General features: G+C 66.4%; 26 protein-coding genes. 11 read left to right on the top strand and 15 right to left on the bottom strand.

Features of this window, described 5'->3' with window-relative positions:
* Positions 1-69 precede the first annotated feature (69 nt).
* Entirely contained in the window at positions 70-1,212 is a 1,143-nt protein-coding gene (locus IPI67_12870; GenBank protein ID MBK7581092.1) for a hypothetical protein, read from the top strand.
* A gap of 18 nt (positions 1,213-1,230) precedes the next feature.
* On the opposite strand, the gene IPI67_12875 is transcribed toward IPI67_12870, so the two are convergent.
* Positions 1,231-1,437, bottom strand: a complete 207-nt coding sequence (locus IPI67_12875; GenBank protein ID MBK7581093.1) for a hypothetical protein — start codon at positions 1,435-1,437, stop codon at positions 1,231-1,233.
* Positions 1,437-1,586 (bottom strand): hypothetical protein, encoded by a 150-nt coding sequence (locus tag IPI67_12880; protein ID MBK7581094.1) that lies wholly within the window; start codon positions 1,584-1,586, stop codon positions 1,437-1,439. Before IPI67_12880 ends, IPI67_12875 begins: the two co-directional genes overlap by 1 nt.
* 709 nt (positions 1,587-2,295) lie before the next feature.
* On the opposite strand from IPI67_12880, the gene IPI67_12885 reads away from it, so the two are divergent.
* Positions 2,296-2,772 (top strand): DUF4157 domain-containing protein, encoded by a 477-nt coding sequence (locus IPI67_12885; GenBank protein MBK7581095.1) that lies wholly within the window; start codon positions 2,296-2,298, stop codon positions 2,770-2,772.
* A 371-nt stretch (positions 2,773-3,143) separates the two neighbouring features.
* On the opposite strand, the gene IPI67_12890 is transcribed toward IPI67_12885, so the two are convergent.
* The 3 genes from IPI67_12890 to IPI67_12900 form a co-directional block, all read right to left on the bottom strand.
* Positions 3,144-3,845 carry a hypothetical protein gene (locus IPI67_12890; GenBank protein ID MBK7581096.1) on the bottom strand — a complete coding sequence of 234 codons (702 nt, stop codon included), beginning with the start codon at positions 3,843-3,845 and terminating at the stop codon, positions 3,144-3,146.
* Between the two features lie 194 nt (positions 3,846-4,039).
* The gene (locus IPI67_12895) at positions 4,040-4,318 is read right to left on the bottom strand and encodes a hypothetical protein (GenBank protein ID MBK7581097.1); all 279 of its coding nucleotides are present in this window, start codon (positions 4,316-4,318) and stop codon (positions 4,040-4,042) included.
* 66 nt (positions 4,319-4,384) lie between these two features.
* On the bottom strand, positions 4,385-4,546 hold the full coding sequence (locus IPI67_12900; GenBank protein ID MBK7581098.1) for a hypothetical protein: 162 nt from the start codon (positions 4,544-4,546) through the stop codon (positions 4,385-4,387).
* A gap of 243 nt (positions 4,547-4,789) precedes the next feature.
* Between IPI67_12900 and IPI67_12905 the strand changes: the two genes are divergently transcribed.
* On the top strand, positions 4,790-5,104 hold the full coding sequence (locus IPI67_12905) for a hypothetical protein (GenBank protein ID MBK7581099.1): 315 nt from the start codon (positions 4,790-4,792) through the stop codon (positions 5,102-5,104).
* A gap of 244 nt (positions 5,105-5,348) precedes the next feature.
* Positions 5,349-7,022: a hypothetical protein gene (locus IPI67_12910; protein ID MBK7581100.1), complete on the top strand. Its 1,674-nt coding sequence runs from the start codon at positions 5,349-5,351 to the stop codon at positions 7,020-7,022.
* 57 nt (positions 7,023-7,079) lie between these two features.
* Here IPI67_12910 and pglX (IPI67_12915) read toward each other — a convergent pair whose 3' ends face one another.
* Genes pglX (IPI67_12915) through IPI67_12930 form a run of 4 tightly spaced genes read right to left on the bottom strand, consistent with a single transcriptional unit; the run spans position 7,080 to position 15,719 of the window.
* Positions 7,080-9,251, bottom strand: coding sequence for a BREX-2 system adenine-specific DNA-methyltransferase PglX (pglX, locus tag IPI67_12915; protein ID MBK7581101.1), 2,172 nt, complete (start codon positions 9,249-9,251; stop codon positions 7,080-7,082).
* Positions 9,134-10,783, bottom strand: coding sequence for a BREX-2 system adenine-specific DNA-methyltransferase PglX (pglX, locus tag IPI67_12920; GenBank protein ID MBK7581102.1), 1,650 nt, complete (start codon positions 10,781-10,783; stop codon positions 9,134-9,136). Before pglX (IPI67_12920) ends, pglX (IPI67_12915) begins: the two co-directional genes overlap by 118 nt.
* Positions 10,750-15,075, bottom strand: a complete 4,326-nt coding sequence (pglW, locus tag IPI67_12925) for a BREX system serine/threonine kinase PglW (GenBank protein ID MBK7581103.1) — start codon at positions 15,073-15,075, stop codon at positions 10,750-10,752. The genes pglX (IPI67_12920) and pglW overlap by 34 nt, the downstream gene beginning before the upstream one ends.
* Positions 15,069-15,719 (bottom strand): hypothetical protein, encoded by a 651-nt coding sequence (locus tag IPI67_12930; GenBank protein ID MBK7581104.1) that lies wholly within the window; start codon positions 15,717-15,719, stop codon positions 15,069-15,071. The genes pglW and IPI67_12930 overlap by 7 nt, the downstream gene beginning before the upstream one ends.
* 133 nt (positions 15,720-15,852) lie before the next feature.
* On the opposite strand from IPI67_12930, the gene IPI67_12935 reads away from it, so the two are divergent.
* The 6 genes from IPI67_12935 (at position 15,853) to IPI67_12960 (ending at position 20,140) form a co-directional block, all read left to right on the top strand.
* Entirely contained in the window at positions 15,853-16,050 is a 198-nt protein-coding gene (locus tag IPI67_12935; GenBank protein MBK7581105.1) for a hypothetical protein, read from the top strand.
* Between the two features lie 76 nt (positions 16,051-16,126).
* Complete coding sequence (locus IPI67_12940; protein MBK7581106.1) at positions 16,127-16,999, top strand: ATP-binding protein; 873 nt, start codon at positions 16,127-16,129, stop codon at positions 16,997-16,999.
* Positions 16,999-17,718, top strand: coding sequence for a DUF4325 domain-containing protein (locus tag IPI67_12945; GenBank protein ID MBK7581107.1), 720 nt, complete (start codon positions 16,999-17,001; stop codon positions 17,716-17,718). The genes IPI67_12940 and IPI67_12945 overlap by 1 nt, the downstream gene beginning before the upstream one ends.
* Before the next feature lie 121 nt (positions 17,719-17,839).
* Complete coding sequence (locus IPI67_12950) at positions 17,840-18,286, top strand: hypothetical protein (GenBank protein ID MBK7581108.1); 447 nt, start codon at positions 17,840-17,842, stop codon at positions 18,284-18,286.
* A gap of 156 nt (positions 18,287-18,442) precedes the next feature.
* Positions 18,443-19,207 carry a restriction endonuclease gene (locus tag IPI67_12955; protein MBK7581109.1) on the top strand — a complete coding sequence of 255 codons (765 nt, stop codon included), beginning with the start codon at positions 18,443-18,445 and terminating at the stop codon, positions 19,205-19,207.
* Positions 19,208-19,495: 288 nt separating this feature from the next.
* Positions 19,496-20,140, top strand: coding sequence for a hypothetical protein (locus IPI67_12960; protein MBK7581110.1), 645 nt, complete (start codon positions 19,496-19,498; stop codon positions 20,138-20,140).
* 46 nt (positions 20,141-20,186) lie between these two features.
* Here the strand turns inward: IPI67_12960 and IPI67_12965 are convergent, their stop codons facing one another.
* The 4 genes from IPI67_12965 to IPI67_12980 all read right to left on the bottom strand — a co-directional run bounded on the left by IPI67_12965 (position 20,187) and on the right by IPI67_12980 (position 23,327).
* On the bottom strand, positions 20,187-21,047 hold the full coding sequence (locus IPI67_12965; protein MBK7581111.1) for a hypothetical protein: 861 nt from the start codon (positions 21,045-21,047) through the stop codon (positions 20,187-20,189).
* Positions 21,048-21,106: 59 nt separating this feature from the next.
* On the bottom strand, positions 21,107-21,655 hold the full coding sequence (locus tag IPI67_12970; GenBank protein ID MBK7581112.1) for a hypothetical protein: 549 nt from the start codon (positions 21,653-21,655) through the stop codon (positions 21,107-21,109).
* Positions 21,656-21,798: 143 nt separating this feature from the next.
* A complete protein-coding gene (locus IPI67_12975; GenBank protein ID MBK7581113.1) occupies positions 21,799-22,296 on the bottom strand; it encodes a hypothetical protein in 498 nt (165 codons plus the stop codon).
* Positions 22,297-22,460: 164 nt separating this feature from the next.
* The gene (locus IPI67_12980; GenBank protein MBK7581114.1) at positions 22,461-23,327 is read right to left on the bottom strand and encodes a hypothetical protein; all 867 of its coding nucleotides are present in this window, start codon (positions 23,325-23,327) and stop codon (positions 22,461-22,463) included.
* 530 nt (positions 23,328-23,857) lie between these two features.
* Here IPI67_12980 and IPI67_12985 point away from each other — a divergent pair.
* Positions 23,858-24,724 (top strand): hypothetical protein, encoded by an 867-nt coding sequence (locus IPI67_12985; protein ID MBK7581115.1) that lies wholly within the window; start codon positions 23,858-23,860, stop codon positions 24,722-24,724.
* 1 nt (position 24,725) lies between these two features.
* On the opposite strand, the gene IPI67_12990 is transcribed toward IPI67_12985, so the two are convergent.
* A complete protein-coding gene (locus IPI67_12990; GenBank protein MBK7581116.1) occupies positions 24,726-25,196 on the bottom strand; it encodes a hypothetical protein in 471 nt (156 codons plus the stop codon).
* A 53-nt stretch (positions 25,197-25,249) separates the two neighbouring features.
* The gene (locus IPI67_12995; protein ID MBK7581117.1) at positions 25,250-25,960 is read right to left on the bottom strand and encodes a hypothetical protein; all 711 of its coding nucleotides are present in this window, start codon (positions 25,958-25,960) and stop codon (positions 25,250-25,252) included.
* Positions 25,961-26,102 lie beyond the last annotated feature (142 nt).

Consider the following 26,102-nt stretch of genomic DNA (forward strand, 5'->3'; position numbering starts at 1 on the left):
ATGAGCGCGAAAGCAGCTTTTCGGCCGGCGTTTCGCTCGTTCGGCGGGACGGCTACACTTGGCCCCGCGATGAGCCTCTCGGACGATGTCGATACCCTGCTGCTGGCCATCTTCGAGCGCGAGCAAGAGCGCGAGAGCAAGGGCGAGCCGCGGTGCTACTTCGAGTCCCGCGAGTTGGCCGCCGCGCTGAGCTGGACACCCGAGCGCTTCAATCGAGCCGGCGAGCTGCTTGAGCAGCGTGGCCCGGTCGAGGTCGATGAAAGCGGAGGGTCAACGCCGTTCTTCACCCACGGCCTCTTTCTCACTCCCGCCGGCTGGCTTGAAGCCGAACAACTGCGCGCAACACAAGCTTCCAAGGATTCGGCGCGTTCGGTAGAGTCTGGTGGCGTGTCCCCATCGCTTCGCGACAAGCTTCGCTCGCTCGCCGACGAGCTTCGCGCCGTCGAGTCCTACCCGTGGGCCAACGTCGAGGTCTTGATCCAGCGCGGCAAGCCCTTGGTTCGAACGGCGTTCCCCGACCATGTTGATGAATTCGCGAAGGTCTGCACGACCCCGAAGTGGGCATTCTTCGGCCGCGTCGTCTCCGGCGGCGACCCGTGGACAGGCACACCGCGGCGCGACAACTTCGCCGAAGCAGAAGCTGGCGAGAAGAAGCAAAACATCCAGCTCGCTGCCCAAGCCCGCAACCGCATTGTGGCGTTCCTCGACGGCCTGCTGGAGATCCCCGAACCGGCGCACGACCCACCGGCGACCCAGAAGACCCCGCTGGAGCTGGTCATTGGCATCCTGGAGCGCTTCCCCGCCGTGGCTCGTGCCCTTGCAACACGGAGCCAGAAGCGCGAGCCCCTGACCATCAGCGACGAGTACGATGTCCAGTACATCTTGGGCGCGCTCCTCGCGGCGCACTTTGACGACGTGCGGGCCGAGGAGTGGACGCCGAGCTACGCGGGCAAGTCATCGCGCATGGACTTCTTACTGAAGCGCGAACGGATCGTCGTCGAGACGAAGTACGCGCGCTCTGGCCACGCCGACAAGGAGATCGCCGACGAGCTGATCATCGACAAGGAGCGGTACAAGAAACACGGCGACTGCGACGTGCTCGTCTGCTTCGTCAACGACCCCAGCCACGTGATTCGCAATCCCGTAGGCCTGGAGGACGACCTCGCCCAAGAGAGCGGGCCCAAGTGCGAGGTCGTCGTTCGGCCGAGGTGAGTTACTCCGAGTGGGGGATCAAGGCGCCTCACCGTCACGAGGGCGCAGCCGGTCTTTGATCACAGTCATGCCGGCATCGAACATGGCGTTCTCGATCTCCGCTTCGTTGCCCAACAGGAGCACAACCGCATCGGTTTCGGTAATCGTCAGGCCAAGCGCAGACGCAGCGCGCATGACGTCCCGAGCACGCCAGAAGACGGGCGCGAATCTCTTCGGCTTCGACATCACGGCCTCCGAAAGCGAAACCCACACTCGTAGGTGACGCCCTGCTCTTCTCCGTCCAACGGAGTCCAGCCTTCGTCCCAGAAGAGAAAGATGTTCACTGTGCTCCCCAAAGAGTCGCTGATCTCGATCTCGACGGTGTCGCCACCCACTCCGCGGTGTCGGTACTTCCGTGCGGTCGATGCTCGGCTTCGTCCTGCTCGTGACGGCCTGCCAGGAAGGCCCGTCGCCAGACCTCATGTCGGTGGGCCCGCAACTCGAACCGGCCATCCGCGCGGCTCACACCACGGCGGCGGCCAGGATCGCCTATGACCGCCTCACCTCCCCGAAGGCGCGCCTCGTGGTGGGCTGGCGGTGCTATTTAGCGCCTCATGCCCCTCCGGGTGCGAACGAGGCTCGCGTGCTCGTGGATTCCGGCCGTGTCGATATCCTGCGGAAGCTCGCGTCGGCTCCCGCCCCTGAGGCACGAGTCTACGGCGCAATCGGGCTGAGAGAGCTTGGCGTGATCGACTCCGAGACGTTCGCGCGCATGCTCAGCGACATCGAGGGGCCGGTGCAGACTTGCAACGGGTGCATCTTCTGGACGGCCAACGCCAAGGAAGCAGCTGCTGCGCACGACGAGTGGTTTACAGTAATTGAGCGGCAACGGCTTGGTGAGCTTGTCGTCCACCAAGCGAGCCGGTCGTGCTGCATAGTCACTTTTTGTACACCGCCATCTCCATCGGGCGGAGGGATGAAGACACGAGCGCTTCCTCGGGTGCTCGTAACGGTGTTAGCCTCACTCTGTCGGGGTCGGTCATCCTGCCGTAACGTCAGTTCGGCGAAGGAGCGGCCACGGCTTGTTTCAACGGAGGGATGCAGATGAGTGTTCTCGATACGCTGCAAGAGTTGGGGGGATGTGCCGGGGGCAAGTTGATCTACTACGCGGCGAAGTACTCGGCCGAGGTCGCAAACGTCTTCAAGGACAAGAACAAGCTGAATGCTTCGGCCAAGGCGAAGTTCAAGCCCCTGTTCCCGCATCTCAACCTGGACAAGGTCAGGATTCGCCCAGACTGCACGTTGCCGGGAAACTGGTTCACCAGTTCCAACGACGTGGTCGCGATGACCTTCGGCTACACGATCTACTGCAAAGGCAAGAAGATGCAGAGCACCAACAAGAAGCTCAACATCCTCATGCACGAGTTGGTTCACGTCGATCAGGTACGGCGGCGCGACAACAGCGAAGACAAGTTCGCGTGCGCCTACGGCAAGGGCTTCTTGGCGGGCGGCAGCTACAGGAAGAATCCCATGGAGAACGAAGCTTACGACTTCGTGGCCACCAACGCTTTCCCGGAGTGACCTCGCGAAAGCGCCAACGCTACTCCGTTGAAACGCCGGTAACCCCGCTCGGGCACAAAGCCTGTTGTCAGGCCGCCCTCCTCCGGGATCTGGACGCGCGTCTCGATCGGACGGCACCAAGAGCTACCGGAGTGTTGCCTCGCCAGCGCAAGGCTTGTCCGCCTCGGTTGCGCGTGCGCAAGCATCCTATTCTCTGCCGCACGGTCTCGCGCGTGAGTGTGGAGCGTCAGCTCGACAACATTGTCGATCAGCATGAGTGCGAACCGATCGAAGTTGCGGTCGTGCAGCGCCAGCTGGTCAAGCGCGAGGTCGAGTTGGTCGATATGGTCAGCAAGAGTTTGAATCATGGGCCCATACCTCGTCGCTGGGCGTCACGGCGGAGTTCCGGCGGAGTAGTGCTCGTCCACGCCCGCGATGGATTCAAGCAACCACTCGCGCCACAGGCAGCAGGACTCGGCGATCTCGTTGACCTTGTTCCACGCCACGGGCACACCGATGATCTGGCCATCGGAGGACGGTGCCCAGATTGGTGCGTCCTTCTTGGCTCCGCGAAAGCGCCACACCGCACCGCCGCTGATACCCCCTGGATGTCCGAGTCGAAAGACCTCGCCTGGCTTCACATCGAGGTGCGGCGGAACTTCATCTCCGGGTTGCACGACAGCTTCGTCCCACGAAACGTGGAGACGTCCGCATTCGTCGCGGTGCCGCACTCCGGTGATGTAGTAGATGTGCGTGTAGCCGCGCGACTTGGGCGATCCATTCAACGTCTCGCTCAGGTAGTACGGATAGCCCGACAACACGATAACATCGTTGTTGTCGTCCACACCGTCGTCGCTCGCGATGTTCTCAATGGTGATGGCCATGGATCGAAGAACGCGCTGAGCATCGTCCGAGACCAGCAGCAGCGCAACATCGACACCCTCCTCGCACCCCGTCACCTCCGGTCGTCGCTCCCGTGCTGGGCCAGGAATGATCCCGCGCACGACATCATTCAGCCCCGGATCGCATCCCCGGTATCCAAGCCGATGAGGTGTGGTCTGCGCATCCTTGGCCACGTGCCAAGCTGTGAGCACGGTCACTACTCCTCCAGGGGTGAGAAGTGCCACGCCACTCGCCACCGTCGTGGGAGCGTCCGTCGAGGCACCGGGCACGAGAAACACTGCCGGCCGCTGAACGAACTCCGCGATGGCAGAATGAGCGTGGTCTTGCTTCGCCTGCTCCGGGTCCACGACCAGAGGGTTCTATTCCAGAACGGCGAGCCGCACCATCACCCTCGCACCACCCACTCCGTTGCGCCCACGATGCCTTCCGCCCTCAAGCTGATGCATCCGCTGTCCCGCGCGCCGATGACGACCACATCCGCCAGCAAGATCCCCACCGCTTCGCCGGCTGCATCGAGCCTCTCCGCGAGGTGCTGCGTGTCGGGCGACAGCAACGGCTTTCCCGCCGGGTTGTTCATCACCACCACGAACGCCTCCGCACCGGCCTTGATCATGCTGCGCAAGACGGTAGCTGCTTCGAGCCCGTAACCCTTCTGGATCCGCACTTCGAGGGTGAAGAGGGCTACGAGGTGCTGAAGCCCTGGACTCAGAGTGCGCTCGATATCGCTCGTTCAGAGCGCCGTCGCATCGATGTTCGCATCATGACCGGGCGCCTCGGAGAACTCGAGGCATGGATCGAGAACAACAGCGTCGCCGTCGATGAAGTTCAGCGGAAGGGCACCGCCCGGCCGCTTCATGACCGATACGCGCTCGTGGACGACGACCTGTGGCATTTTGGGTCAACGGTCGGCGGGGGGCACCCCGGGCTCTCGAGTGCGAGTCGAGGATGGGGCAGACACGTCAACAACTTCGACACTCTGTTTCGCATCTGCTGGGAGGCATGAGGGATCGGGCTGCTCGAGGTGATGATTGGCGCCCGCGACCCTGGCGCTCCTTTCGATGCGCAGAGCCAGGCGTTGTGGCGCGAGCTCTTCCACGCTTTGGAATTCCTTGTTGCCGGACAGGATGGGCGTCTGATGCAGCTCGGACCGCGCGAGCTTGCGCGGTTGTTTGCCTACGTTCCGTACGTCTTCGGGGCCACTTGGGCGAGCGCGGTGAGCGAGGTTTCCGAGCACCTCCGAGTGGACGAAGTCCTCGCGCTTCGAGCGGCGCGCCACTTGGTCCGCAACGGTGTGGAGCGCGACGACCTCCACGCCGCGTTCGCGCAGCTCGGCCTCGACATACAAGCGGTCGGCCGCGCTGCGCTCGTGGCCGCGGAGGTCGTGCCTGAGGTGGAATCAGGCGAGGTCAAGGAGGCGCTCGGCGAGGTTCTGAACGGGACGAGTGTCTGAATACCCTGAGACCCCGGTCCTGCGCGGCCCCCCGTACTCGATTATGCGCGCGATGCGAAGCATGTTGCGGCGAAGGCGAGCGGGCTCCAGGGGGATGTTTCCGTGTTCGTCCAGCCAGTGGCGGGGATCAACGGTGAGTCTCACGTCCGCGATTGTTGCCTCCCGCAGGCCTGACGATCAAGGCCCCACCCGCGAAGCTCGTTGCTTGCCATCGAGTCGCCGGAGGCAAAGACTCGTAGCCGCCGTGGAACCGCCGCTCAAGCTCCAGGCACTCGTCGCGGGCAAGAGGATCTTCGTCACCTCTGGCGAAGGTGGAACAAGCACCGTGCCCGAGCTGCGAGCTTTTCTCCGGCGGTATCCGACCCGCGAGATGCTCCGCGCCATCGGTCAGGCAGCCGCTCAGGTCGAGCGCAATCCGCCGAATATCATCGGCCTGCTCGAAGGAGACGTACCCGTACCATTGGCAGGGTTGCCTTATCTCGCGCTGCTCTCCATCGAGGAGTCCAACGATGTGGCAGAGCCGATGTGGGGCTACGCCGGCCTCGTCTGCAACAGGCACGGTCAGCTCGTTTCCGCGCAGATGATCCCCGGCGGCGGTGTCGATGGGGCTGCACTTGGGCAAGCGATCCGGATGTTCCACAACCTCCGTGACCCGATCAGCTCTTCGACGGGTTCAGACGGTAAGGCTTTCGAGTTCATGGTCAGGACGAGCCATGCGCAGTTCGCCATCCAGGGCGCGCTCAACCAGCTGCTCCCGCGAACGGTGCTCATCTATCGAGATATTTGGCCGCGCGTCGAGAAGGCGAGGAGCGCTTCGCCGCTTGATGACCTCAAGAAGATCACCGGCGGGCTCGACCTTGGTCAGGCTCTTCTTTTCGCGATGGCGTGGTGGGGGAGCGTGGATCAGGGCTACTTTCGTCCGTACACCGCCAGCCAGCTCGACGAAGCCAAGCGCAAAGAGATCCTCAACGACGAAGCGCAGCAGACGGCCCTGGCTTGGCTCTCGGCAAGCTACTCCGAGATCCGAGAGGCCGCGAAAAAACACTCGGAGAAGCACGTCCCGCCAGACGAGCGCTACGACCGGTATCGCTTCAACCCACTCCTCGAACGCCCGATCGTCCGCCCGGACATCCAGCCCGATCCGAAAAGCGGGCTCGTCTATATGCTGCCTTGCCCGAGGCTCTTGTACTACCGGGTGACGAGTGGCCTGTACCACGACCTGCTCAATCACCACATGGGCCAGGGCGTTCAAAATCCGTTCAAGGAAGCGTTCGGTCACGTGTTCCAGGAGTATGTCGGCGTTCTTCTTCGCGAGGCGCTCGGCACCGATTCCGTCCTTCCCGAGTGGCAGTACGGCACCGCGAAGCAGGCCCGCGACACGCCCGACTGGATCGTCCTCGATGGCAATCGCGCCGTGGTGATCGAGGTCAAGCAGTCCGGCCACTTCTTGCCGTCCAAGATGTGGGGCCACCTCGATGACCTCCGCGCCGAACTCAAGACACCCGCGGGTCGTGCAGCGGGGCAACTACGCGCCTTCCAACAGGCGCTTGACGGTTCGGCTCCTGGCCTCGAACGGCTCCGGGACGTCGTGTCCGTTGAGCGAATGCTCGTGACCTACGACTTCCTTTCCTGGAGCAACTGGATCATCCGCGAGGAAGCGCAGAGTGTCGCGGGCGTGGCGGCGGAATTTCACTTCCACATTGCCCACATCGACGAGTTTGAGCGTCTGCTTGGCGCTTGCACCGATCGTTCGCTATTCGATCTGCTCCACCAGAAACGCACCGGCGAGGGCGATCAGGACATCATGGACTTCAGGGAGTGGACGCACGACTACATTGGCGACAACGTCTCAAACCCGTTCCTGGAGGCGAAGGTCAGAGAGGTGATGAGCGAATGGGGCGTTCCTTTTCCCGAGTAGGGCCGCCGCCGTTCTACTCGTCGCCCTCCGCGCCCACGATGCCCTCGGCGCTCAAGCTCAGTCCCCCTCAACCTCGGCCGCCTTGGCCTTCTTCGTGGCGCGCGCAGCGCGGGATTTGCGCTCCGGTCTCCACTCCCTCAGCTCCTCGACCGTCAGCCCGAGCTCGCGGCATTCGCCTTCGAGGTAGCTCTGGAAGTAGTCGCCGAGGCGGAGGCCTTCGAACTCCTGGCTCGGCTCGTTGTGCCACTGCTTGATCCAGGGGATGAGCTCGAGCAGGCCGGCGAGCATTGGGGTCAGGCGATCCTTGCTCCAGCCCTCGCGCTGCTTGCGATCTTGGTAGAGGGCGGCGAGGGCTTGGGCGCGCTGGAGGTGGTTCCAGCCGGCCCAGCCGTAGACGGGCTCGCGGTCTTCGTCGCTCTCGCAGCCGGGGTAGGAGATGAAGCGCTCCTTCGGCACGTCGAGCTTGCCGCGCAGCTCCCAGAGCCGCGGAGTTGAGTAGTCCTCACGTGCGTATTTCGGCGGAACGGCGGGGACCGCCGATGCACCGGCATCTTCGGCTCGCTGTTCGTCCCAAGTTGTCCGCCAGAAGTCATGCTTCTCCAGGCCGGCGCCGGTGAAACGCAGACACGCGATGTATGGGGCTTGGTCGTCCGTGAGCAGTTCGGTCAGGACCGCTGCCGCGTCGCGCTCCGGCATCAGGTAGCCGATCGCCGCTGAGACGAAGCCGTTCTGCAGGACACCCCGAACGACGTCACCCGCGCGGAGCGGTGCTTTGCCCTCGGACAGGCCTCTTTCCAGCTCTTCGAATAGCATCCGCGACAGCGTCTCGCGCGCGCGGCGCTCGAAGGTGAGCACCGCTCCGGCCAGATGTTTTGGAGTAATGAACCAGCGTCGCTTGTAGTCTGGTGTCTCGATGATGCGCAGCTCCGCGCTCGCGTCCAGGCTCTGGCATCGGTTCTCCCAGAGTTTCGCGAGCCGGTCTGGCAAGTGGTCAGGAAGGGTCGGTGACAGGCGGTGGTCATCGATTCCCGTGGCCAAACCCCGACGGGCCAGCCGTAGCTCGAACGGACGATGCCCAACTTCGACCCCCACCCCGAGCAGCACGCTCGGATCCTCGAGGATGAGCTCACGCTCACAGAGGTCCCAGCGAACGTAGGAGCGCCAATCTAGCTCCTCCTGGAGGACCACGAGCTGGGCGAGCATCGAAGCGTCGTCCTTCTCGAGCTCCGCGAGCAACTCTCGGAGCGCGACTCCAGATTGCGGCAGCTCGGCGCGTAGGCGCTGCTCGAGAGCGCCTGCGCGCGCCTGCGCCAACTTCGCGGCGTGGCGTGCGAGCACGACGTCTGCGGCGTCAACAAGCGGCGCAGGGATGGGGCACTCGCCAAGTTGGGTACCGGCGAACTCGTAGGCGATCTTCGCGGGTTCGTCCTGCCACTTTCCGGTGTCAGTTCCCGACCCCTTGTCGTGGAACACCTGCTTCATCCAGAAACACGCCGTCGAGCTGTTCAGGTAGGCGAGCAGGGCGTAGTGGTCGTCTTCGGCGGCGGATTCGGGGAGCTTGATGATGGGGGCCGAGCGGTTGAACACCTTGCCGCCGCGGTCGAGGACGAAGTGGTTGTGGGTGGCGACAAACGCCCACGCGATGGAGGTGGGCGTGCGGTGCTTCTGTGCTGGGAGCTGCGGAATGGCCCAATAGGGCATCCCTACGTCACACATCCGAGTGCCGCCCGATACAAATCGCTGTGCGAGCCAGCTCCGGTGCGGCCAGAGGAATCTCGCCAAGCCTGGCCATCGCTCGAGCTGCTCCACGACCCAGGTTGCTCGGTCGTAGGGAACGGCAATCGAGTCTCTGGCAACAAGGGCCCAGTCGCGAATCTCCTCGCCGATCGGCTGCGCCAAGAGCACGCCGGGTTCCACGCCGAGTCGCGCGTACTCGGTCGGTGGCATTTCGAGCAGGTCGCCAGCGCGAGTGATGGTGTCCACGCCAATACTGGCGACTAGATCCGAGAGGCGCTTCTCGGCGCGATCCTCCAAGAGTTCTTTGAGCTCGCTGGCCCCGCCGCCACCAAGGCTCCACGGATGCTTCGCGAGGCTCGTGCGCTCCACGTCTGTCACAGAGATGTACTCGTTTTCGAAGCCCGTCTCGCTCCAATGGTCCGCGATGCTTCGCCAGACCACGCCCTGCTCTGCGTTGTCCGGTGTGCTCGGTTCGCCGCGACTGGCCAGCACGCTGTGCACTTTCTTGCCCTGGCTGCCTCTGCCGTCCCGAAAAGCAGAACGGTGGGAGTGCCATGCCCGGGGATATAAGCGCCGCTGGTGTTGATCACTAGGTCGAGGTTCACGGTCGGGAGGTAGTCTTCGATTAGCGTCTTCCCGAACTCTCGCTTCATGAAGGAGTTGGCCGTGATCATGCCGACCGCGCCGCGAGCACGTGCGAGCTGAAAGAAACGCTCCGCGAACGGAATCGTGAGTGCATACTTGCGCCGCGCTGAGGGATACATCGCCTGGTATTGTTGTGACCGAGCGTGGTCCTTCGGTGCAATGTACGGCGGGTTCCCGACCACCGCCGCGTACTGCCGGTGGAGCACCTCCCGCGCCGCGGCTTCGTCCTCGAGCTGGTAGAGATCGCTGTCCCAGATCGCGCGCGACTGGCCGCTGACCTCGCCGAAGGTCTGTTGCGCGCCGACCGTGGTCATGCCGCGCGCCTGCGGGTTGTGCAGCAACGAATCTGCCACCACCAGGTGCAGCGGCAACGCCGGTGCGTCCTTTAGCAGCGTGAAGCCCGCCTTCTCCAGGTACGCGAGCGTCAGCCGGAAGCGCGCGATGGCGACGGCGTAGGGGTTGATATCCGCGCCGAACACCGCGTCGAGGGCCTTGCGCGCGGCTTCGCGGGGCTCGAGCCCGGGTTCGGCACGCAGGCGATGGTCGAACAGGCGATCGAACGCTCCGAGCAAGAAGTGGCCGCTGCCGCAGGTCGGATCGATGAGCGTGGTCTCGTTCAGGCCGAAGCGCTCGATGGCGCGCTCCAGCGTGCGATCGAGGATGAAGCTCTCGACGAAGCGTGGCGTTTGGAGCAGGGCGAAGCGCTTCTTCACGTCTTCCGACAGGTCTTGGTACAGATCGCCCAGGAAGCGCGTGTCGCTGGCGCCGAAGCGGAAGGCGGGCTCGCTCGCGTTCGGCGTGCGGAAGAGGGCGAGCAGCTCCTTCGTGACCTCCGCGCTCGGCGCCAGGAGCCAAACGGGGTTGTGCCGCGCATCGAAGAGATCCCGCGCCGCCGCGAAGCGCGAGAGCTCGCGGAAGACCGTGAGCAGGTAGTCGCGCTCGGTGAGAGAAGGGGCGAGCTCCAGGAACAGCTGCTGGCTGTCGGTGGCCCCGGGCCCGGCGATGCGCGCGCGGCCGAGCAGCCCCCGGTCTTCGAGCACGCGGGCGAACACGCACGAGAGCAGCCAGGCCGCCGCGACCTGCTCCACGAAGCTCTGCTGCCACACCACGAAGGCGTCAGCGGTGCGGCGCGCCTCGACCTCCGCCGCGTGCCGCGCCTTCAGCGTGGCCGTCACCGCCGGCGACGTCGTCGCGCGCTTGGCGAGATCGTCCGCGAGCAAGCGCAGCACGCGCTGGGCGGCCTTGAGGAACGCCGCGCCATCGAGGGGCGCGCGCGGATCGGCGAGCGGAGCGAGCTCGGCGTTCTTCTTCGCCTTCGAGGTGGTTTTCTTGGGGCGGGCCATCTTCATGCCGCCGCGTGATGCGCGTTCGAGAGCCACTCGCGCGGGATCCAGGTGGACTGGGAAGCGAGCAGGCCGGGGATGGCGAGCTCGCCGTTGATGCGCGGGGTCGTGCCGGTGTCGCGCCCGGGGACCAGGAGAAAGATGGCGCGCGCGTCGTCGTCGCGGGACGCCTCGATCGCGCGCGCGAGGAAGCGCTCGAGGCGATAGCGCGCGATGAGCCCGGGCTGCACCAAGAGGAGCGGCTCCTTGGGCGGGAACAGGCGGCTCGCGACCTCGTCGGCGGCGGAGCTCGCGAGCCGCAGCAGGTTGGGCCAGCCGGGGCTGCCGGGTCCGAGCCGATCGGTCTCGAAGACCTTCTCGGGGTCCACGCGGTGCTTCGCGATCTGCTGCTTCATCTCCGCGATCAACAGCGCATCGAAGGACTGCGGCACGAGGCCGAAGCGCTGCTTCAAGCGACGCGCGGCGTCGAGCGCGACGTCGGCAGTGACGCCGAGGACGCACAGGGCCTGGCGCTCGAGCAAGGCGCGCACCGTGTCTTCGAAGTCCTGCGCGGTCGCGGCGCGGCCGTCCTGCGCGCGGGGCTGGCCTGTGACGGCGCTGGTGATCTTGGTCAGCGCGGCGGTGTGCGTCGGGTTCGGGCGTTCGCCGGGGCGGTGATAGCTGCCGCTCTCCGCGTCGAAGATCAGGCCGTAGCGCGAGAGCAGCTCGTCCAGCGCGGGTCGCTCGGGAAGGGCCTGAGCCTCGGGGTAGCGCGCCGAGACACGCTGCTGGATCAGCTCCGGCGTCAGCGCACGCTGGAACGCAGCGGACTGCACGACGTAGAGCAGCGCGGCGCTGAGCTCGAGCGCGCGCTCGGCCGGCAGCCCGCGCGGGTAGATCTCGAAGCGCGCCGAGCGGGCCGCGGTGCGGCTGGCGGACACAGCGAGATCAACCAGTCGCTCGGGCGCTAGGCTCGCGAGAGGAGTGCTCTCCGTGAGCTCGACGAGCGCCCGCGTGACCTCGGCGGGGGAGGCGAGCACCGGCCGCGCGGCGAGCTCGTCGGCGCGCTCGCCGAGCAGGCGCAGGACGTCGGCGAGGTCTTCTCGCGCGACGAGCCAGCTCTGGTCGTCGAGCAAGCGCGAGAGGCGCAGGCCCAAAGGCTCGGCCTTCTCGGTCTCAGCGACGACGCGCAGGAGGCCCGCCGCGCGTGCGCGGATCAGCTCGGGCGCGGCTTCTCGATCGTGCGCCAAGGCATCGACCAAAAGGTCCGCCGCGCGCGCCAAGGGCAGGGCGCCGCCCACCCCGTCGAGTAGCGCGCGCACGCGCTCGCGCAGATCGGTGACCGCAGGTTGCTTCGACCAGACTTCGCGCTGCTTCATCAACGCGATGTAGAAGAGCGCGGGGGTCTTCTCGAAGTGATCGGCGAGCTCGCGCACCGTTACGTCGAGCCGGCCGAGGAACGGCTCGCTGAGGCCGAACAGCGCGGAAAAGTACCGGCGCTGGGTCTTGCCTCGCGGCATGAGCGCTTCGAGAAATCCCTCGATCGTGGTCGGGTGCTCGCGTTCCCCGGCCAGGGTGTGCTCGCGCTCGAGCAAGGCGCGGAGCACCGACTCGTCGAGCGACGCCGCGCGAGCGAGCTGGGCGATCTGCGTCCCCGGAGTCTGGGCCAGCGCGCGCAGCGAGCGCAGCCCGGCGTTCACCAGCGCCTGCGACGCGGTCTCGTCGAGCCCGGCCATGGAGACCATCAGGTCGTCGCCCTGGTAGCCCGCGAAGAACGGCTCGGCCGGCTGCAGCTGCACCGCGGTCAGGGACTGCCAGCGCTCGCGCAGCGCGAGGATCTCGCGGGCCACGCCGCGCCCCACGCCGCGCACCGCAGAGAGGCGATTGTCCGGCAGCGAGAGCAGATCCTGCGCGCAGGTCGCGCCCGCACGATCGAGGGCGTTCTTCGCGCGAGCCGAGAGCGGCAGGGAGTCGATCGGCGTGTCCGGCGTGATCAGCGCGATCCGATCGTCGCTGAGCTGCTCGGGCTCCGGCTCGGGTTTTCCCGACTCGACGGTCGGCGGAGTCACGGGCAGCGCGGGCGCCTCGAAGCAGCGCGCCCAGGCGTGCAGCATCTCGTTCGCGCTGGCAAAGCGGAGCTCGGCATCGCGGTGCAGCGCGCGCTCGAAGAACTGCGAAAGGCCGGTACGCACCGAGGCGTCGAAGCGCTCGGCGGCAATGGCGAGCTTGGCCTCCGGGTCGAGCGCGGCGCGCGCGCCGAAGCTCGGACGCATGCCGGCGAGCATCTCGTGCAGCGTGACCGCGGCGCTCCAGCGATCGGCGGCGGCGTCCCACGCCCCACGCGCGCGCAGAAACGGGTCGCGATACGCGGTGGTGCCGATGCCGAGATCGCTTGCGCTCGCCTCGGCCAGTGAGAAGTCGAACAGCACCAGGCGATACGCGCCTTTCGTCGCGGTGCCGACGCCGAGGTTTGCGGGCTTGATGTCGCGATGCTGGATCTGCTTGTCCTCGAGCTCGACCAGCGCGCTCAGGAGGTCGTCTCCGTAGCGAGAGGCGAAGTCGAGGGAGACCGGGCCTTGATCGGCGAGGTCGCGATACAGCGTGCGGTCACCCGCGAGCGACAGGAGCAGCGCCGTGCGTTCGGAGAGCACGCGCGTCGTGACGTGCTCGACGATGCGTGAGCTGCGCAGGCGCCGGAGCGCGCGTTCCTCGGCGGCGAGCCGCGCGTCGTGCTCCGGGCCCAGGCTCACCTTGAGCGCATAGCTGCGGTTGTCGTTCTCCCAGAGAACCTTCAGCACACGCGCGGTCGCGCCTTGTCCCAGGACGGCTTCGACCATCAGGTCGCCCAGCATGTCGCCCGGCTGCGCCGTCAGCGGATCGACGACGGCATCGGGCTCGCGGGCGCCGTCGTGCTGCGTTTCGGTGACCAGGATCTCGACCCAGCTCTCGACGTCGTCGGCGCGATTCACCGGCGAGAGCTGAGTGGCGAGCTCCACCGCCTCCGCGGCGGCGGAGTGGATCCCGTCGTTGACGGTGCGAGGGTTGAGGCTGCGGTCGACCGCGAGCCGCTCGTCGAGATCGGCGCCCGACTCCGCGGGGGCCTTGCCCGTCAGCACGAAATACGCGACCGCGCCCAGGCTGAACATGTCGGACACGGGCGCGCGCCGCGAGGGATCCTCGCGCAGCTCCGGCGCCTGGTACGCGGAGAAGCTCTTGGTTGCGAGCAAAGACACGTGGACCGTCGCGCTCAGATCCGCGCCCGCCCCGAGCTGGAAGTTGTAGACGCGGGTCTCGAGCTCACCCGAGTCGGGCCGGCGCCGCACCAGCACGGACTCGGGGCTCAGCGCCCCGTGGACGATCTGCTTCTTGTGACAGAACGCGAGCGCCCGCCCGATCTGCGCGATCAAGCTGATGCGCTCGGCGGCGGGCAGGTCGGGGTTCTGGCGCATGAACGCATCGAGTGGCAGCGCGTCCGGCAGCTCGTCGAAGAGCACGGTTGGCCCGAGCGGCGCGTCGGTGACGTAGTCGGCGAAGCGCAAGATCCCCGGGTGCTCGCGCAGCTCGTACAAGAGCTGGGCCTCGCGATCGGCCGCCCGGAGCAGGGCCTGGCGGCGCTCGACGCTAGTCTGCTGCGGCACCAGGTAGATGCGCGCGCGCCGGCGAATGCTCGTCCGGTCGCGGTGCTGTGCGACGCGGTCCTGATACGCGGTCCCGTCTTCGAGCACTTCCCCGAGCTCGTACGGCCCCACGTATGCACGGCCCTTGCGCGGCCGAATGCCGAGCTCGCCAATCGCCCGCACCACATCCCGTGCGGTCGGACGATCGATGGGGCGCAACGTGCGCTCGCGCTCCGAACCGGGAAACTCGTGGTGGGTCAGCGCGCGGATCACGTCTCGCCGGGTGACCACCCCCACGCGACCTTCCGCAGTGAGGTCGAGCTCGACGCCCTCCGCGCTCAGGAAGACGAGCGCCTGGATCCACGGGATGCGCCGTTCCCCGAGCTTGTGCGCGAGGCGGCTCTTCAAGACCTTCGACTTGTGGTTGGTCAGGGACAGCGGCGGGTCCATGTACCGAGACGGCTGGCCCGGCTCGGCGCGCGACCAGTCGTTGGCGTTGCCCGCGTACTTGCCGGGACCGCCCTTGAGCTCGACCAAGTAGAGCGCGGCGTACCCCATCACCAGAAGGTCGATCTCGTAGAGTCGCCCGCTCGTCGGGTCGATCAGCTCGAAGAGCTCCCAGACGTGGAACGGATCGCGGTCCGGTAGGTTCTGCTCGACGAAGCTCAGCCCCTCGCGCTCGTGCGCGTGGACGGTCGTCCCCGACAGCAGAATTCGGGCCTGGCTCAGCACTGCGCTGCCTCGAGGTCCGCCGGCGCCGCGTCGTCCGACACGAGCGCGCGGCGACCCTTCCCCGGCCCGAACACCGTGGGCTTGGTGCTGTTGAGGAGGGCCGCGCCGAGGGCCGCGAGCTGCCGGTGCGAGGGAGGAGTCGCGACGCACACGACCTGGTCCGCCCAGTCGAGGGCCGGTGTGCTGGCGAAGGTGCGAATGCACGCCGCAATCGCGCTTGGCCCCGCGACCACGAGTTGATCGCTGGCGTTCACGGGGCCCACGTCAAACGGCGAGAGGGTCAGCCCCCAGGCATCGGCGGCGGCAGAGAGAGCGTCCTCGATGCCCCGTGGAGACGGGAGCGCGCGCCAGAGCTCTTCGGCGTCCACGGGGTCGAGCGGGCTCCAGTTCGCGCCGAAGGCTTCGTCCTCGGCCGTGCCGTGCAGGTCGAACACCGTCCGCGCCCCAAACGCGCCGGGCCACTGCGCGTCGGCGTCGCGGAGCATCAGGTCGATGCGATCCGCGGTGGTCAGGTCACCCTGGAACGCCCGCCAGCGGGCGTCCGCATCGGCCCCGAAGCGCCGCGTCGTCGGCGTGCGCTGCTCGACGAACCGGAGGCCCGCGAGGGCGGCGCGGTAGTAGGAGCGCTGGTCGGAGACGAGCATTGGGGAGGTGAGAGTATCAAGTGGGGGCGGGGGGACAAATGGATGAAAACGTGCGGGTGCGACGCGGGCTGTCGCGTGGAAGGTGGGGACATCTTGGCGTGCCACGCTCGCGTACCGCATGGCCGAGGAAGCCATGAATCACTCGATGACCCGCGCAGGAGCCATGGCCGACCCCGAGTTCCTTGCCGTCTTCCACGCGAAACGGGACTACTTGTGCGGACTGCGCGCCGCCGCTGTGGAGATCGCGAACCCGGTCGAGCTTCATCTCTTCGAGATCTACGCGGCGCTGGCCTTGGGCACGTCGACGTGGAACACGTTCCGGACGCACTAGACCCACGGTCGAGACCCTCTTTCGTTGGGACCGGTGGAGCGGGAGGGAAATCCGCGGTAGCTTGGAGACAGGTTAGATGGCGGACGTCGTTGAGCTCCCGGCAGTGTGTGGCTTGGAAAACGCCGACGCAATCGTGGCCTGCTGCATCTCGCTCGAAGCCGCCGACGTTGCCGAGATAGATGCGCGGCGCTGTGAGTCCATCGACGCTTTCGCGATTGCCACCATCGCTGCTGCGGTGATCTCGCGTCACTCCCGGGCAGAGTCTGCGCCTAGATTCCGTGCCCCCGCGAGCAGCGAGACGAGCGCGTTGTTTATTCGTTTGGGCTTCCAGGAGCTGTGTGAGAGTCCGAATGGCGATTGGAAGCCAGCCTCGACTTTCGAGGCGCGGCAACTGCGCGCCCACGACCCCGCCTTTGTCGACCGCCTCGCGGACGAGTTCGCGCAGGGCGCCAACGGAGTCGTCGAAGAAGCGCGGTTCTCCGTGCGCCTGTGCTTCATGGAGCTCCTGACCAATGCGTTCGACCACTCCCTGTCCCCGATCGGTTGCCTGGTGGCGTCCTTGCGTGACGATTCGGGCATGGTCGACTGCGCAGTGGCCGACGCCGGCATCGGGATCCCTCGCGCCTTGCGCCAGAGCCTTCGGCCCGGCATCGCTGGCGCTCAACAGACCGACACGGAACTGCTCGTGCAAGCCGTCACCAGCGGGCTGACCTCCAGGCGAGAGCGAAGCGGCGGGCTGGGCCTCGGAAACGTCCGGCAACAAGTCGTGATGAGGGACGGCGTGATGACGATACGAAGCCTATCGGCCGCAGCGTCGTTCGGGCCGGGTCTTCGCGTGCGGGGCGAGGAACAAGGATCCCGGCTCGGCGGGACGACCGTTCACGCACGCTTTGATCCGAGGCGGCCCTTGCATGACTCGAAGGGCCACGAGCAGGTGGAGGTGTTCTAGTGCCGCGCCTCGAAGTGGAAGCAATCTGCGGTGCAACGCGCGTGTCCCGTGCGGATGGGGCCAAGCTGCGCCGGGCGATCGAGAGCGCTTGGGACGCCGGCGAGACCATCGAAGTCGATTTCGGCGGCAGCGTCATCGCGTCCGTGTCGTTCCTCGATGAAGGCATTGGACTCTTGGCAAGACGGTTTCCCCTCGAAGTGCTGAAACGTCGGCTGCGCATGATCAGGCTGTCCGAGCCGGACCGAGCACTATTGAATTCGATCTTGGTCTCACGAGCCAGGGAGCGAGGCACCCACCTGTGGCGCGGAGCTCTCGGGACGGAGGAATGGGTCGCTGACGTGCTTTGGGATGACGGTACGCTGCTCGGGCTTCGCATCTGCCGCGCGGGCGGCGACGCCGCCAGCGGAGACGAGAACGCGTGGTGGGACTACCAGGCAAAGCACTTTGCGGGCTGGGATGCCCCGCCACAGTTACGCTCTGAGATCGAACGGGCTCTCGAAGCGCGCGAGGTCGCGATTGAAAACGCCCGTCGTCGGTTGCTGACGTTGGCCGCAGAGGCCGCATTATCGAGTGGCAGTACGAGCGAGGAGCAGAACGTAACGCTCGAGCTCGAAACGCTGGACGATGTCGAAGCAGCCAGACGCCTTGCGCGACAAGGCGCGGCGATGGTCACGGGGCACAGTTGCGTCATCCGAGTGAAGGCGAGCGCGGCAGAGTGATCGCAACCCTGGTGGTCAGTCGATGGGCTCAATCAGACACCTGAAGCGCCGGGGCGACCGCGGGTCGTACGGCGGCTCGCGCCGGCGGGGCCCGGGAAATCTCCTGGAGGCGGTGGCCGCCATGCGCGGTCAAAGCTTCCTCGAGGTGGTGCAAGCAATGAGCGTTGGGTCCGAAGACCAGACCCGACTGCCGAGTCCTGACGCGCCGTCCGTCCCGTGGGAGCAGCTCTTGCAGGTGCTCGAGCAGCTCCCGACGATCACGGAGCTCGGGAACCGTCCGTCCCGTGTTCGGGCGCGGTTGAAGACAGCGGAAGCCATGGACCTGCTGGCGTTCACGTGCGATCCACTCGTTGGCGCGCGCAACACGCTCGGCGCCCTGCTGTTCCCGTGGGAAGACCCCACGAATCGGCAACTGTTTCCGTTCGCTCTGATGGGACTGCGCGGCAGGACATGCGCGGTCACGCTGGACGACTACGAGGCGCTCATGGAAGAGGGCGGGCGGCACGTCTTCTCGTTCACGATCATCCAGGCCGACCTGGAGCCCTGGTCCAGCGCGATCGAGTCTTGAGGCGCCCGGCGGGCGGCGACTGTTCGCGGTGCATGACCCGGCGGCGGCACTCGGCGCGCCCGCACCAACGGGCGATCGTGCAGGCGGGACCGGCCTCGGCTGAAGCAGCCGAACGCGCGCCGGATGTCCATGAGTCCGGTGTACGCTTCTCGGACCGTGTCGAGAGACAATGATGATGAGTCCGGGAAGCACGCCAACGGTGGTCTCGGGCGCCTGGTGAGCCATTATCGACTGCGCGCCGAGGCAGGAGCGCTCAGCGTCACCGCAGGAGAAGTCCGCCTCGCTCAAGGGCATGCGCAAGCGAGTCCCATGCAGGCTCATGGCCGAGGTTTCGTGCTTCCGGTTGGCGCAGCCACCGAGCGGGACGAGGCGCACGCTCTCGCGCCGGCAGTCGTGCACCGCGAGCTGCTCCTTCAATCCGCCGTGGTCCGCCTGGGCGAGCGCGTGCCTGAGGGCCAGGTCGTCGAAGCCGTGATGGTTCCATGGACGGACCTGGTGCGCGCCGTGGCGCACGATCCTGAGTTCTTGCGCAAAGTCGACCCGCGGACGATGGAGGAGCTCGTCGCCGGCGCGTACAGAGCCGACGGGTATGAGGTCGTGCTCACGCCTCGCAGCGGCGACCTTGGTCGTGATGTGATTGCCACGAGAGGCGACCTCAAAATCTGCGTTCTCGACCAAGTGAAACGCTACACGACGGGGCACCGCGTGACAGGTGACGAAGTGAACGCCATGCTCGGCGTCATCACGAAGTTCCCGAACACGTCCAAGGGCTTTGTTACGACCACGGCATCTTTCGCGCCCGGAGTCCTGAAGGATCCACATCTCCAGCAGTACATGCCGTACCGACTCGAGCTTCGCGACGGAGACGCCTTGCTCGAATGGTTCAGCGCTCTCGCGAGCACGCGAAACCCGCAGACCTGAGCGTGTCACCTACCCCGATACGCCCGCGCGCATTGTTCTGAGCGTTGATGTGCCAGTTCGCGACAGGCGATTCAGAGTGAGGCCAACGGGTGGCGTGTCCCGCCACCCGGGCGTATCCTCGAGGCGAGGCGCGAGATTGCCATGAGAATCGCAGTCGCGACTTTGATGACGCTCGGGCTCATCGGCTGCGCAGAGCCGCCCGACGAGCCCGCCAGTACCGCAGGCGCGAGCACCGAAAGTGGGTACACGCATCTCTTCAGCCACTCGCGCTTCGCTATTGGTCCGACGGTGACCGAAACGAAGAGCGAGTTTGGAATGGACAAGGTGATCGGCCCTTGGGGGGTCTTCGCCACGATCCAGAAGACCGGCAGCGTGCTCGCCCTGCCGAACGCCGACGCGCCCTCGCGGGCACGCCCAGCGCTGCCGGGGGGCGCGGAAGCGCACAACGTTGAAGTTCGGTCGTACTTCGTCGGCGCTGGCCTGCCCGCCGCCGAAATAGACCAAGTGACGGTCAACACGACGGCGAGCGCCGGGGGCTCGGGGACGGAGACACCGGAGTGGACCCTCGTGGCGTACACGTCGGTCCTCAACAGGCAGTACCAATCGATCCCGATCGTGGATTCCTTTGCGTGGGCACAGGTGAATGATCTTGGCGACGTCGTGACCGAGTCCGTCTACTGGCCCGGGATCCCGAAGAGCATTCTCACCGAGGCCTCCGAGTTCGCTGACCAACTCGAGGACCCCGCCTCGAGCCAGGCGTTCTTCGCCACCGTGCCAAGCGGGGGCCGGTTGGTGATCCATCACACTCCGGGAACCTGGGCCGGCACGTTCGACGCCAGTGTCGCCTACGACATCAGCACGTTTGGCAAGACCACCCACTACGATGCGGGCGGGAAGACGTTCGTCCTGCCGGAGGAGTCGGGGGCGCTCTAGGGCGCGACGTTGACGGCGTCAGCCGCCGTCCCGTCAATGCGAGGCGCTACACGTCGCGCCGCTCCAGGTGAACGACGTCTCGGTCAGCTCCGTGGGTGAGCAGAGCGTTGGCACAGACTGCAGCGGGGCTGCAGTGGATCTTCAGCTCGGTGGAAGGCACACCCCCGGCCATCACGATGCGTCCGGTGCAACCGCCGCTCTGCTGCGACTCCAGCTGGAAGTCGACGGACTCCGAACCCGGTTTCCCGCAAGTGAACAAGGGATGCTCGCACACTGCGCAGGCGGCTGGCGGGCCTGCGGCGCTCGCCGCGACATACTCCGTGGGCACGCCCGGGTACGCGCTCAAATTGAGCTTCAGCGGCTCCACCGCGAATCGAACGAAGGCCGGGATGCCGCCGCCCTGGGAGCTGTTGATGTTTAGCTGGACCGCGTTGGGGCCGGGGCCGTTCATGCTCGACGTGTCGACCAAGTCCCAATCGCCGCCGCCCGAGAAGCCCTGGCGCCGCACTAGCGCTCCCTGCTTCAGGTCCAGAAAGTACCAGTGACCGTCTTCTGCGAACTCGATGCCATCGTGGGGCGAATCGAAGATGGAACCGCCGTTGCAGAAGAACCAGGTCCGCACGAGCCAAGCGCGAACGCCCTCGAGATCGAAGACGTCGGTGACCGTGCCCGGCGCGGAACAGCTCGCGGCTGCGACGCTCGGTGCCGGAAACGGTCCGTCCGGGGGCTTCGGGCTCGCGGGCACGCCGCCGCTCCCGCCGCTCGACGCACCGCCAGTGGCACCGGTCCCGGACGAACCTCCGGACGCTTGACCGCAGTCGTCGAAAGCCTCGTTGCAGCTTCGATCCGCCACCCAGCCTGCGGCGCCACGCGCCGCGGACGCGCGCCGACACGCTCGCGCTCCCATCCTGCCACGATGACTCGCTCCGGGGGGCATGGCTCGCACGGCCAGGTCGCCCCGCAGCATCATCCCGCGCAGTACTCGGCGCCGACGGTCGTTGACAGCTCGAGGCAGCTCGAGGGCGCAAACGTCACGCCCGCCTTCGGGCCCGTGCAGGTGCACACCACGGTCGGGGAGTCCTTGGTTTCGCAATCGACGCCCCAGGTCGGGCACGAGATCTTGCAGCTCTGCTTGTAGGGCGGGTCACCCGGGCCCATGCCGCCCTGACCCATGCTGCACTCGTCTCCGCTACCCGGGTGCGAGCACTGATCGAGGGCGTCGAGCTCCGGCTTGCAGAGGTCGTCGATGTCGTGCTCGCAGCCGGAGAACTTCTCGATGCCGCAGGTCACGACCTGGTCGAACGCTGCGGTGCAGCCGGTCTTCGCCTCGCTGGCGCGCTGCTCGTGGAGCTGGGCGTTGCAGTCCTCTGCCGTCATGGGTGAGCACTGGGCGCTCGAGATCTTGGCGCAGAGCTCCTCGATCAAAGCGTCGGGGTTCTGTTGGGCCGTGCTGCTGGTCGAGCCGCCGCAGGCACCGGCCCCGACCAGCGGTAGGAGGAACCAGAGAGTCTTCACGCGGCCAGTGTAGCACCTCTACTCCGCGCCCTCGGTGGCGCGAACCCGAAGAATCGCGCGCGCAGCGGCGATGAGGCGCGGGACACTTTGGGAAATCACTTACGAGACGTGGCTTGGTGCGTCCGCTTCAGATGACGACGGGCCTAGGCAGTGGATCCCCACTGCCCTTCGCCGAGCCTCGTGCCGTCGATGGCGTCGATAGCCACGAAGGTGCCCATCTGGCTGCCCTGTCCGTCGTCCTGGAGCGTGCTCTGGACGTTCCAGATGATTCGCTCGTACTTGAAGTGATACGTGATGCTGGCCTTCCACGCCGCAATTCCCGGCGACAGCCCCAGGCTCTTGGCCACGCATATCGCGGCCTCTCGCGTCATCAAGAGATTCGCGTCACAAGCGGTCGCCGGCTGACCTGCCGTCACGCAATCGGATGCGGCACGCTCTTGCGGTGGGACCGCAGGCGGTACGCCGCCGTCCGGCGGCGACGTGGGTGTTGCCAGATCGTCCTCCCAGCCGTATCCCGCACTGGGCGAGAACTGGCTCTTGCAGCTCTCGACTGTTGCTCCACCGGCAGTCTTTCCCGTTCCAGTTTCGCCCGAGCCGCACCCAACCCAACTGATTGTGAGGAGCATCAACCAGGGACGCATGCCCGGAAGCTCAGCATGTCGCCTCGACCCGAGCAAGACTTCGTCGTCCGCTGGCGCTACGGCGTGACGGGTATCCGGCCCGGCCTTCGCCGGTGGTCCTGGGACGACGTGCTTGCAGATGTGGTTGGCCCATCGGGCCGCAAGGTTGGACCAGGTGCACGCAACTACTGGCACTCCGTCTGACACTTCTGTTCGACGCAGGTCATGAACCCGTAGAACGTCGGCTTGCCTGCGGGGTAGCCCGTGACGCACTTGTCGACGCAGGCCTGCTCCGTGCACGCGGAGACACAAGACAGAATCTGGGTGCATTGTTGGTTCGACGTGCACGCGTTCAGCTCGACGGAGCACTGCGCGTGCGCACACACGCTGCAGTTGCCGCTCGAGCTGCCACACTTCTGCGGCGCACCGCCGGCGGCCCCGACCTCGGTGCAGCCGAAGTAAGGCCCGCCGATCGATGTGGTGTCGATCATCACGCCGCAGGTGCCAGTCGTCGCAGAGCAACATCCCGCGAAGCTGCCGGGACCGCCATCGAGTAGGTTCGGATAGAAGAGCGCGGGACAGCTCGGATCGACCGCGCCCGCTTGGTTCGTCGGGTAGCAACCCGGGTTCATGCCGATGAGCGCAGCCACGCTGGGCTCCACCAGTGCCCCACAGCCGCCGCTGACCGAACAGCACGGCTTCATGTCGAATAGCCCGGGGAGCTTGTACTCGGGACAATTCCCGCACGGCAGGCCGCCGCTGCCGCCGGGATCGCCGCCGCTGCCGCCGATCGGGTACCCACCGTAGGCGCCTGTGCCGCCGACCGGGTAGCCGCCGTAACCGCCACCGCCCGACCCCGCACCGCCGCACGTGCAGTCCGAGTAAGCGTCGCCGCTGGCGAGACACTGCTCATAGCAGGAGCCCTTCGCCCCGCAGACGCGGATCTCACCGGGAGTACAGGATTCGAGCGGATTGTCGGTCTTGCCTCCGCAGGCATCCAGTATCGCTGCCGACGCAACCAGCACCGTCCAGAAGAAAAGCCGCGACTTCATTGGTGCTCCTCCACGCCCCCCGAGAATAGCAGCGGTCAGCGCCGATGATCGCGGGGCGTCACGCGCTGCTGCCCTGGGACGACGTGCTTGCAGGCCCATCGGGGCGCAAGGTGGCAGGGCGCGCAGTCGATCTCCGCGATGGTCCGACCCGGATCCACCAGTGATGAACCTCCAACCGGGCCCTCAGCTCTGCGAGACTGGCGACCCGCTGGAAAGCCCATCACAGAGCGAGAGCCCTCGGGCCGAGAGCAAGCACACGGGACCCAATCACTTTGGGACGAGGGGCAACGTGACCGAAAGAACGCGAGGGCAGTCGCTGCTTCGAGCGGATGCATACTGACTTGGCCATGAGACGACGACGGACGGGCCGGATGCCAGACCTTGTATTTGTTTGGCTCATCGGCGGAATCGCAATTGTCGGTTGTGGACGCAGCGAGCTAGGGAGCGAACCGGCGCAAGCCACGACGATCCCCGACTGCACGCCCGGTTCCCCGGAGGTAGTGTATTCGTTCGAGCATGAGTCGCGCCTCGTGGGAACCACCTTGGCGGACGAAGCCTCGGCTTACGTACTGCTGGAGTCGGACCCCACCGATGGCAACGACACGATCTCGCTGATACGGGTGTCGAAGAGCGACCGTGGCAAGCACGAGCTGGCCAAGATGTTCGGCGCGCGGGAGCTCGTGTCCTACGCTGACTCGCTACTGACGAGCTCGGGCAGCGAGCTGGTTCGCATTTCAAAGGACGGCGGTGCCGTAGAATCGATCGCCAAGGTCCCGCTGATCGGAATGGGGTACTCCCGCATCGGCGTGGAAGGGGCGAGGATTGTCGTCTTGGTGGGCGGAAAGGAGCCGGAGCTCGTGGTGTTCGACACACTCGATGCACCGCCGCGACACTTGCCGGTGCCGAAACAGAGCCAACCCGTCGCAGCCAAGCTGCGGGTCCATGACGGGAGCGCCTACGTTCTGCGAAACACTCTGGATCGGGTCTCGCTGGAGACCGGCAACGTCGAGACGCTCGTCTCCGACGCGACCTCGTGGCGTGACTTCGAGGTGAACGCGCACGGCCGCTACTGGCTCGACTCGGCCTGGCCACCGGCGGGCCCGGTGGAAACGGCTACAACGTCCGTCTACTGGCGTCCTCCCGGAACTTCCGACGACTTGCTCCTGGCGACCTCCTCTGGGGTCGGTGAGCGCCTCGTCTTGGACGAGGCGCACGTCTACTGGAAGGCGAAGGTCTACGAGGACATGGGAATCGCGGGACGGGTCTTCCGCGCCCCGCTCGAGGGCGGGAACACCCAAGCTCTGCCCCTTGCCGCGTCACTGGACGCGGTGCTCGCGCAAGATCCCCGGTGTCTGTACCTGAGTTGGAGGTCGAGCCTGGTGCGGTACTCTAAATGATTCACGAAGTGCAGAACAGATCGCCGGACCCCACTCGCCGCTCGAGGGAGCCGTCCGAGGTGGACCAGGTGACGAACATCTCCCAGCGAGCGCCGCCGCAAAAGGAGCATGTGGGCGATCCCGTGCCCGTGCCGGGGGGCTTCACGTGCTCGATGCTGAGAGTCTCTCCCGGGCGCACCAACCCGCTACTATTGGGAATGAAGGGGAAGTGGACAGTCCCCCTTTCGCCGTCGCCGGACAGCTCAAGGCGCGCATCGTCGATATCCCAGACGCGGCTCACGTCGGTCGAGTTGGTGTACGCCACGCGCAGCAGCGCAAAGGACGCGTCTGCGGGGTTAACCGGGAAGCAACCCAGGCTTGCACTTGCCATGAGCACGCGCACTTCGGGATTCGCGTCTCCGACCTCGCTGCTGCACGCGATCGACTGGAGCGCCAGGAGCAGCCCCGCGACCCGTTGAACGTTGCGCGACATGTCGGCTACTCTACCCCCTGATTGCCTCACGCCAGCGAGCCAAGGCTGCCGGCCTACGGCACGGCGTTGAGCGGCTCGGCGGTGAAGTAGAGGCAGGCGCCACCCGCCACGGGGGTCGAGACGTAGTTGGGCGCGCCACCGATCGTCACTTCGACGAGCTTGACCTTGTCGAGGCTGCCGGTGAGGCCGGAAGTGGCCGCCGAGGATGGAGGCGTACTCGACGAAATCGTGATCGTCCCGCTCTCCGGGAAGAATTTCTTGTTCGTCCCCGTGGCATCCTGCACGACCACCACGCAGTGCTCGCAGGTCGAGTAGTTCGACTCGATCCCTGCGCCCAGCGTGAACGTGCCGGTCTTGTCCAGCGCACTGCCGTCCGGCGACGCGATGGTGAGCGTCATGCCGTCCACCGAGGTGGGCTCACCCAGTGTCGTCGAGAGCTCGGCGCGAAACAGCGCTGCGACGCTGTTCGAGTTGGCCGCATCGAAGTTGAGCGTTGAGAGGTGAATCTCCGTACAACCGGCGGGAGTGCCGCCGGTGCCACCAGTGGCTCCAGTGCCCGGGGCGCCGCCCCCGCTCGCGCCGCCGACGCCAGTTCCACCGGTCGAAGTCCCGCCAGAACCCCCAGCCCCGCCGGTCTGCCCACCGGACCCTCCGAGTCCGCCGCCGACGCCCGCCGCACCGCCGACAGCACCGCCTCCTGAACCTGAACTGCCGCAACCTCCGACAACGAGAGAGCATGTGACCAGCAGGACGGACTTCCGCATCAGTGCCTCCACCAGCGGACGCTATCGGCCCGCCTCCGGTCCCGCAACCGCAGGGTCTGCGCGCCCGTCCTGCCGCGGGTGCCGGGAGGGCATTCGAGTTTTGCGAGAGATACTCAGCACGACCGGGCCATCGCAGGCCGCT

The organism is Myxococcales bacterium, from assembly GCA_016706225.1.
GTDB lineage: Bacteria > Myxococcota_A > Polyangia > Polyangiales > Polyangiaceae > JADJKB01.

Coding starts and splice junctions, on each gene's coding strand:
- IPI67_12875 (MBK7581093.1), bottom strand. CDS start 1,437: ATGTCGAAGCCGAAGAGATTCGCGCCCGTCTTCTGGCGTGCTCGGGAC.
- IPI67_12870 (MBK7581092.1), top strand. CDS start 70: ATGAGCCTCTCGGACGATGTCGATACCCTGCTGCTGGCCATCTTCGAG.
- IPI67_12940 (MBK7581106.1), top strand. CDS start 16,127: ATGGCGGACGTCGTTGAGCTCCCGGCAGTGTGTGGCTTGGAAAACGCC.
- IPI67_12885 (MBK7581095.1), top strand. CDS start 2,296: ATGAGTGTTCTCGATACGCTGCAAGAGTTGGGGGGATGTGCCGGGGGC.
- IPI67_12905 (MBK7581099.1), top strand. CDS start 4,790: ATGCAGCTCGGACCGCGCGAGCTTGCGCGGTTGTTTGCCTACGTTCCG.
- IPI67_12995 (MBK7581117.1), bottom strand. CDS start 25,960: ATGCGGAAGTCCGTCCTGCTGGTCACATGCTCTCTCGTTGTCGGAGGT.
- IPI67_12950 (MBK7581108.1), top strand. CDS start 17,840: ATGCGCGGTCAAAGCTTCCTCGAGGTGGTGCAAGCAATGAGCGTTGGG.
- IPI67_12935 (MBK7581105.1), top strand. CDS start 15,853: ATGAATCACTCGATGACCCGCGCAGGAGCCATGGCCGACCCCGAGTTC.
- IPI67_12965 (MBK7581111.1), bottom strand. CDS start 21,047: ATGGGAGCGCGAGCGTGTCGGCGCGCGTCCGCGGCGCGTGGCGCCGCA.
- IPI67_12990 (MBK7581116.1), bottom strand. CDS start 25,196: ATGTCGCGCAACGTTCAACGGGTCGCGGGGCTGCTCCTGGCGCTCCAG.
- IPI67_12900 (MBK7581098.1), bottom strand. CDS start 4,546: ATGCCACAGGTCGTCGTCCACGAGCGCGTATCGGTCATGAAGCGGCCG.
- IPI67_12975 (MBK7581113.1), bottom strand. CDS start 22,296: ATGCGTCCCTGGTTGATGCTCCTCACAATCAGTTGGGTTGGGTGCGGC.
- IPI67_12930 (MBK7581104.1), bottom strand. CDS start 15,719: ATGCTCGTCTCCGACCAGCGCTCCTACTACCGCGCCGCCCTCGCGGGC.
- IPI67_12980 (MBK7581114.1), bottom strand. CDS start 23,327: ATGAAGTCGCGGCTTTTCTTCTGGACGGTGCTGGTTGCGTCGGCAGCG.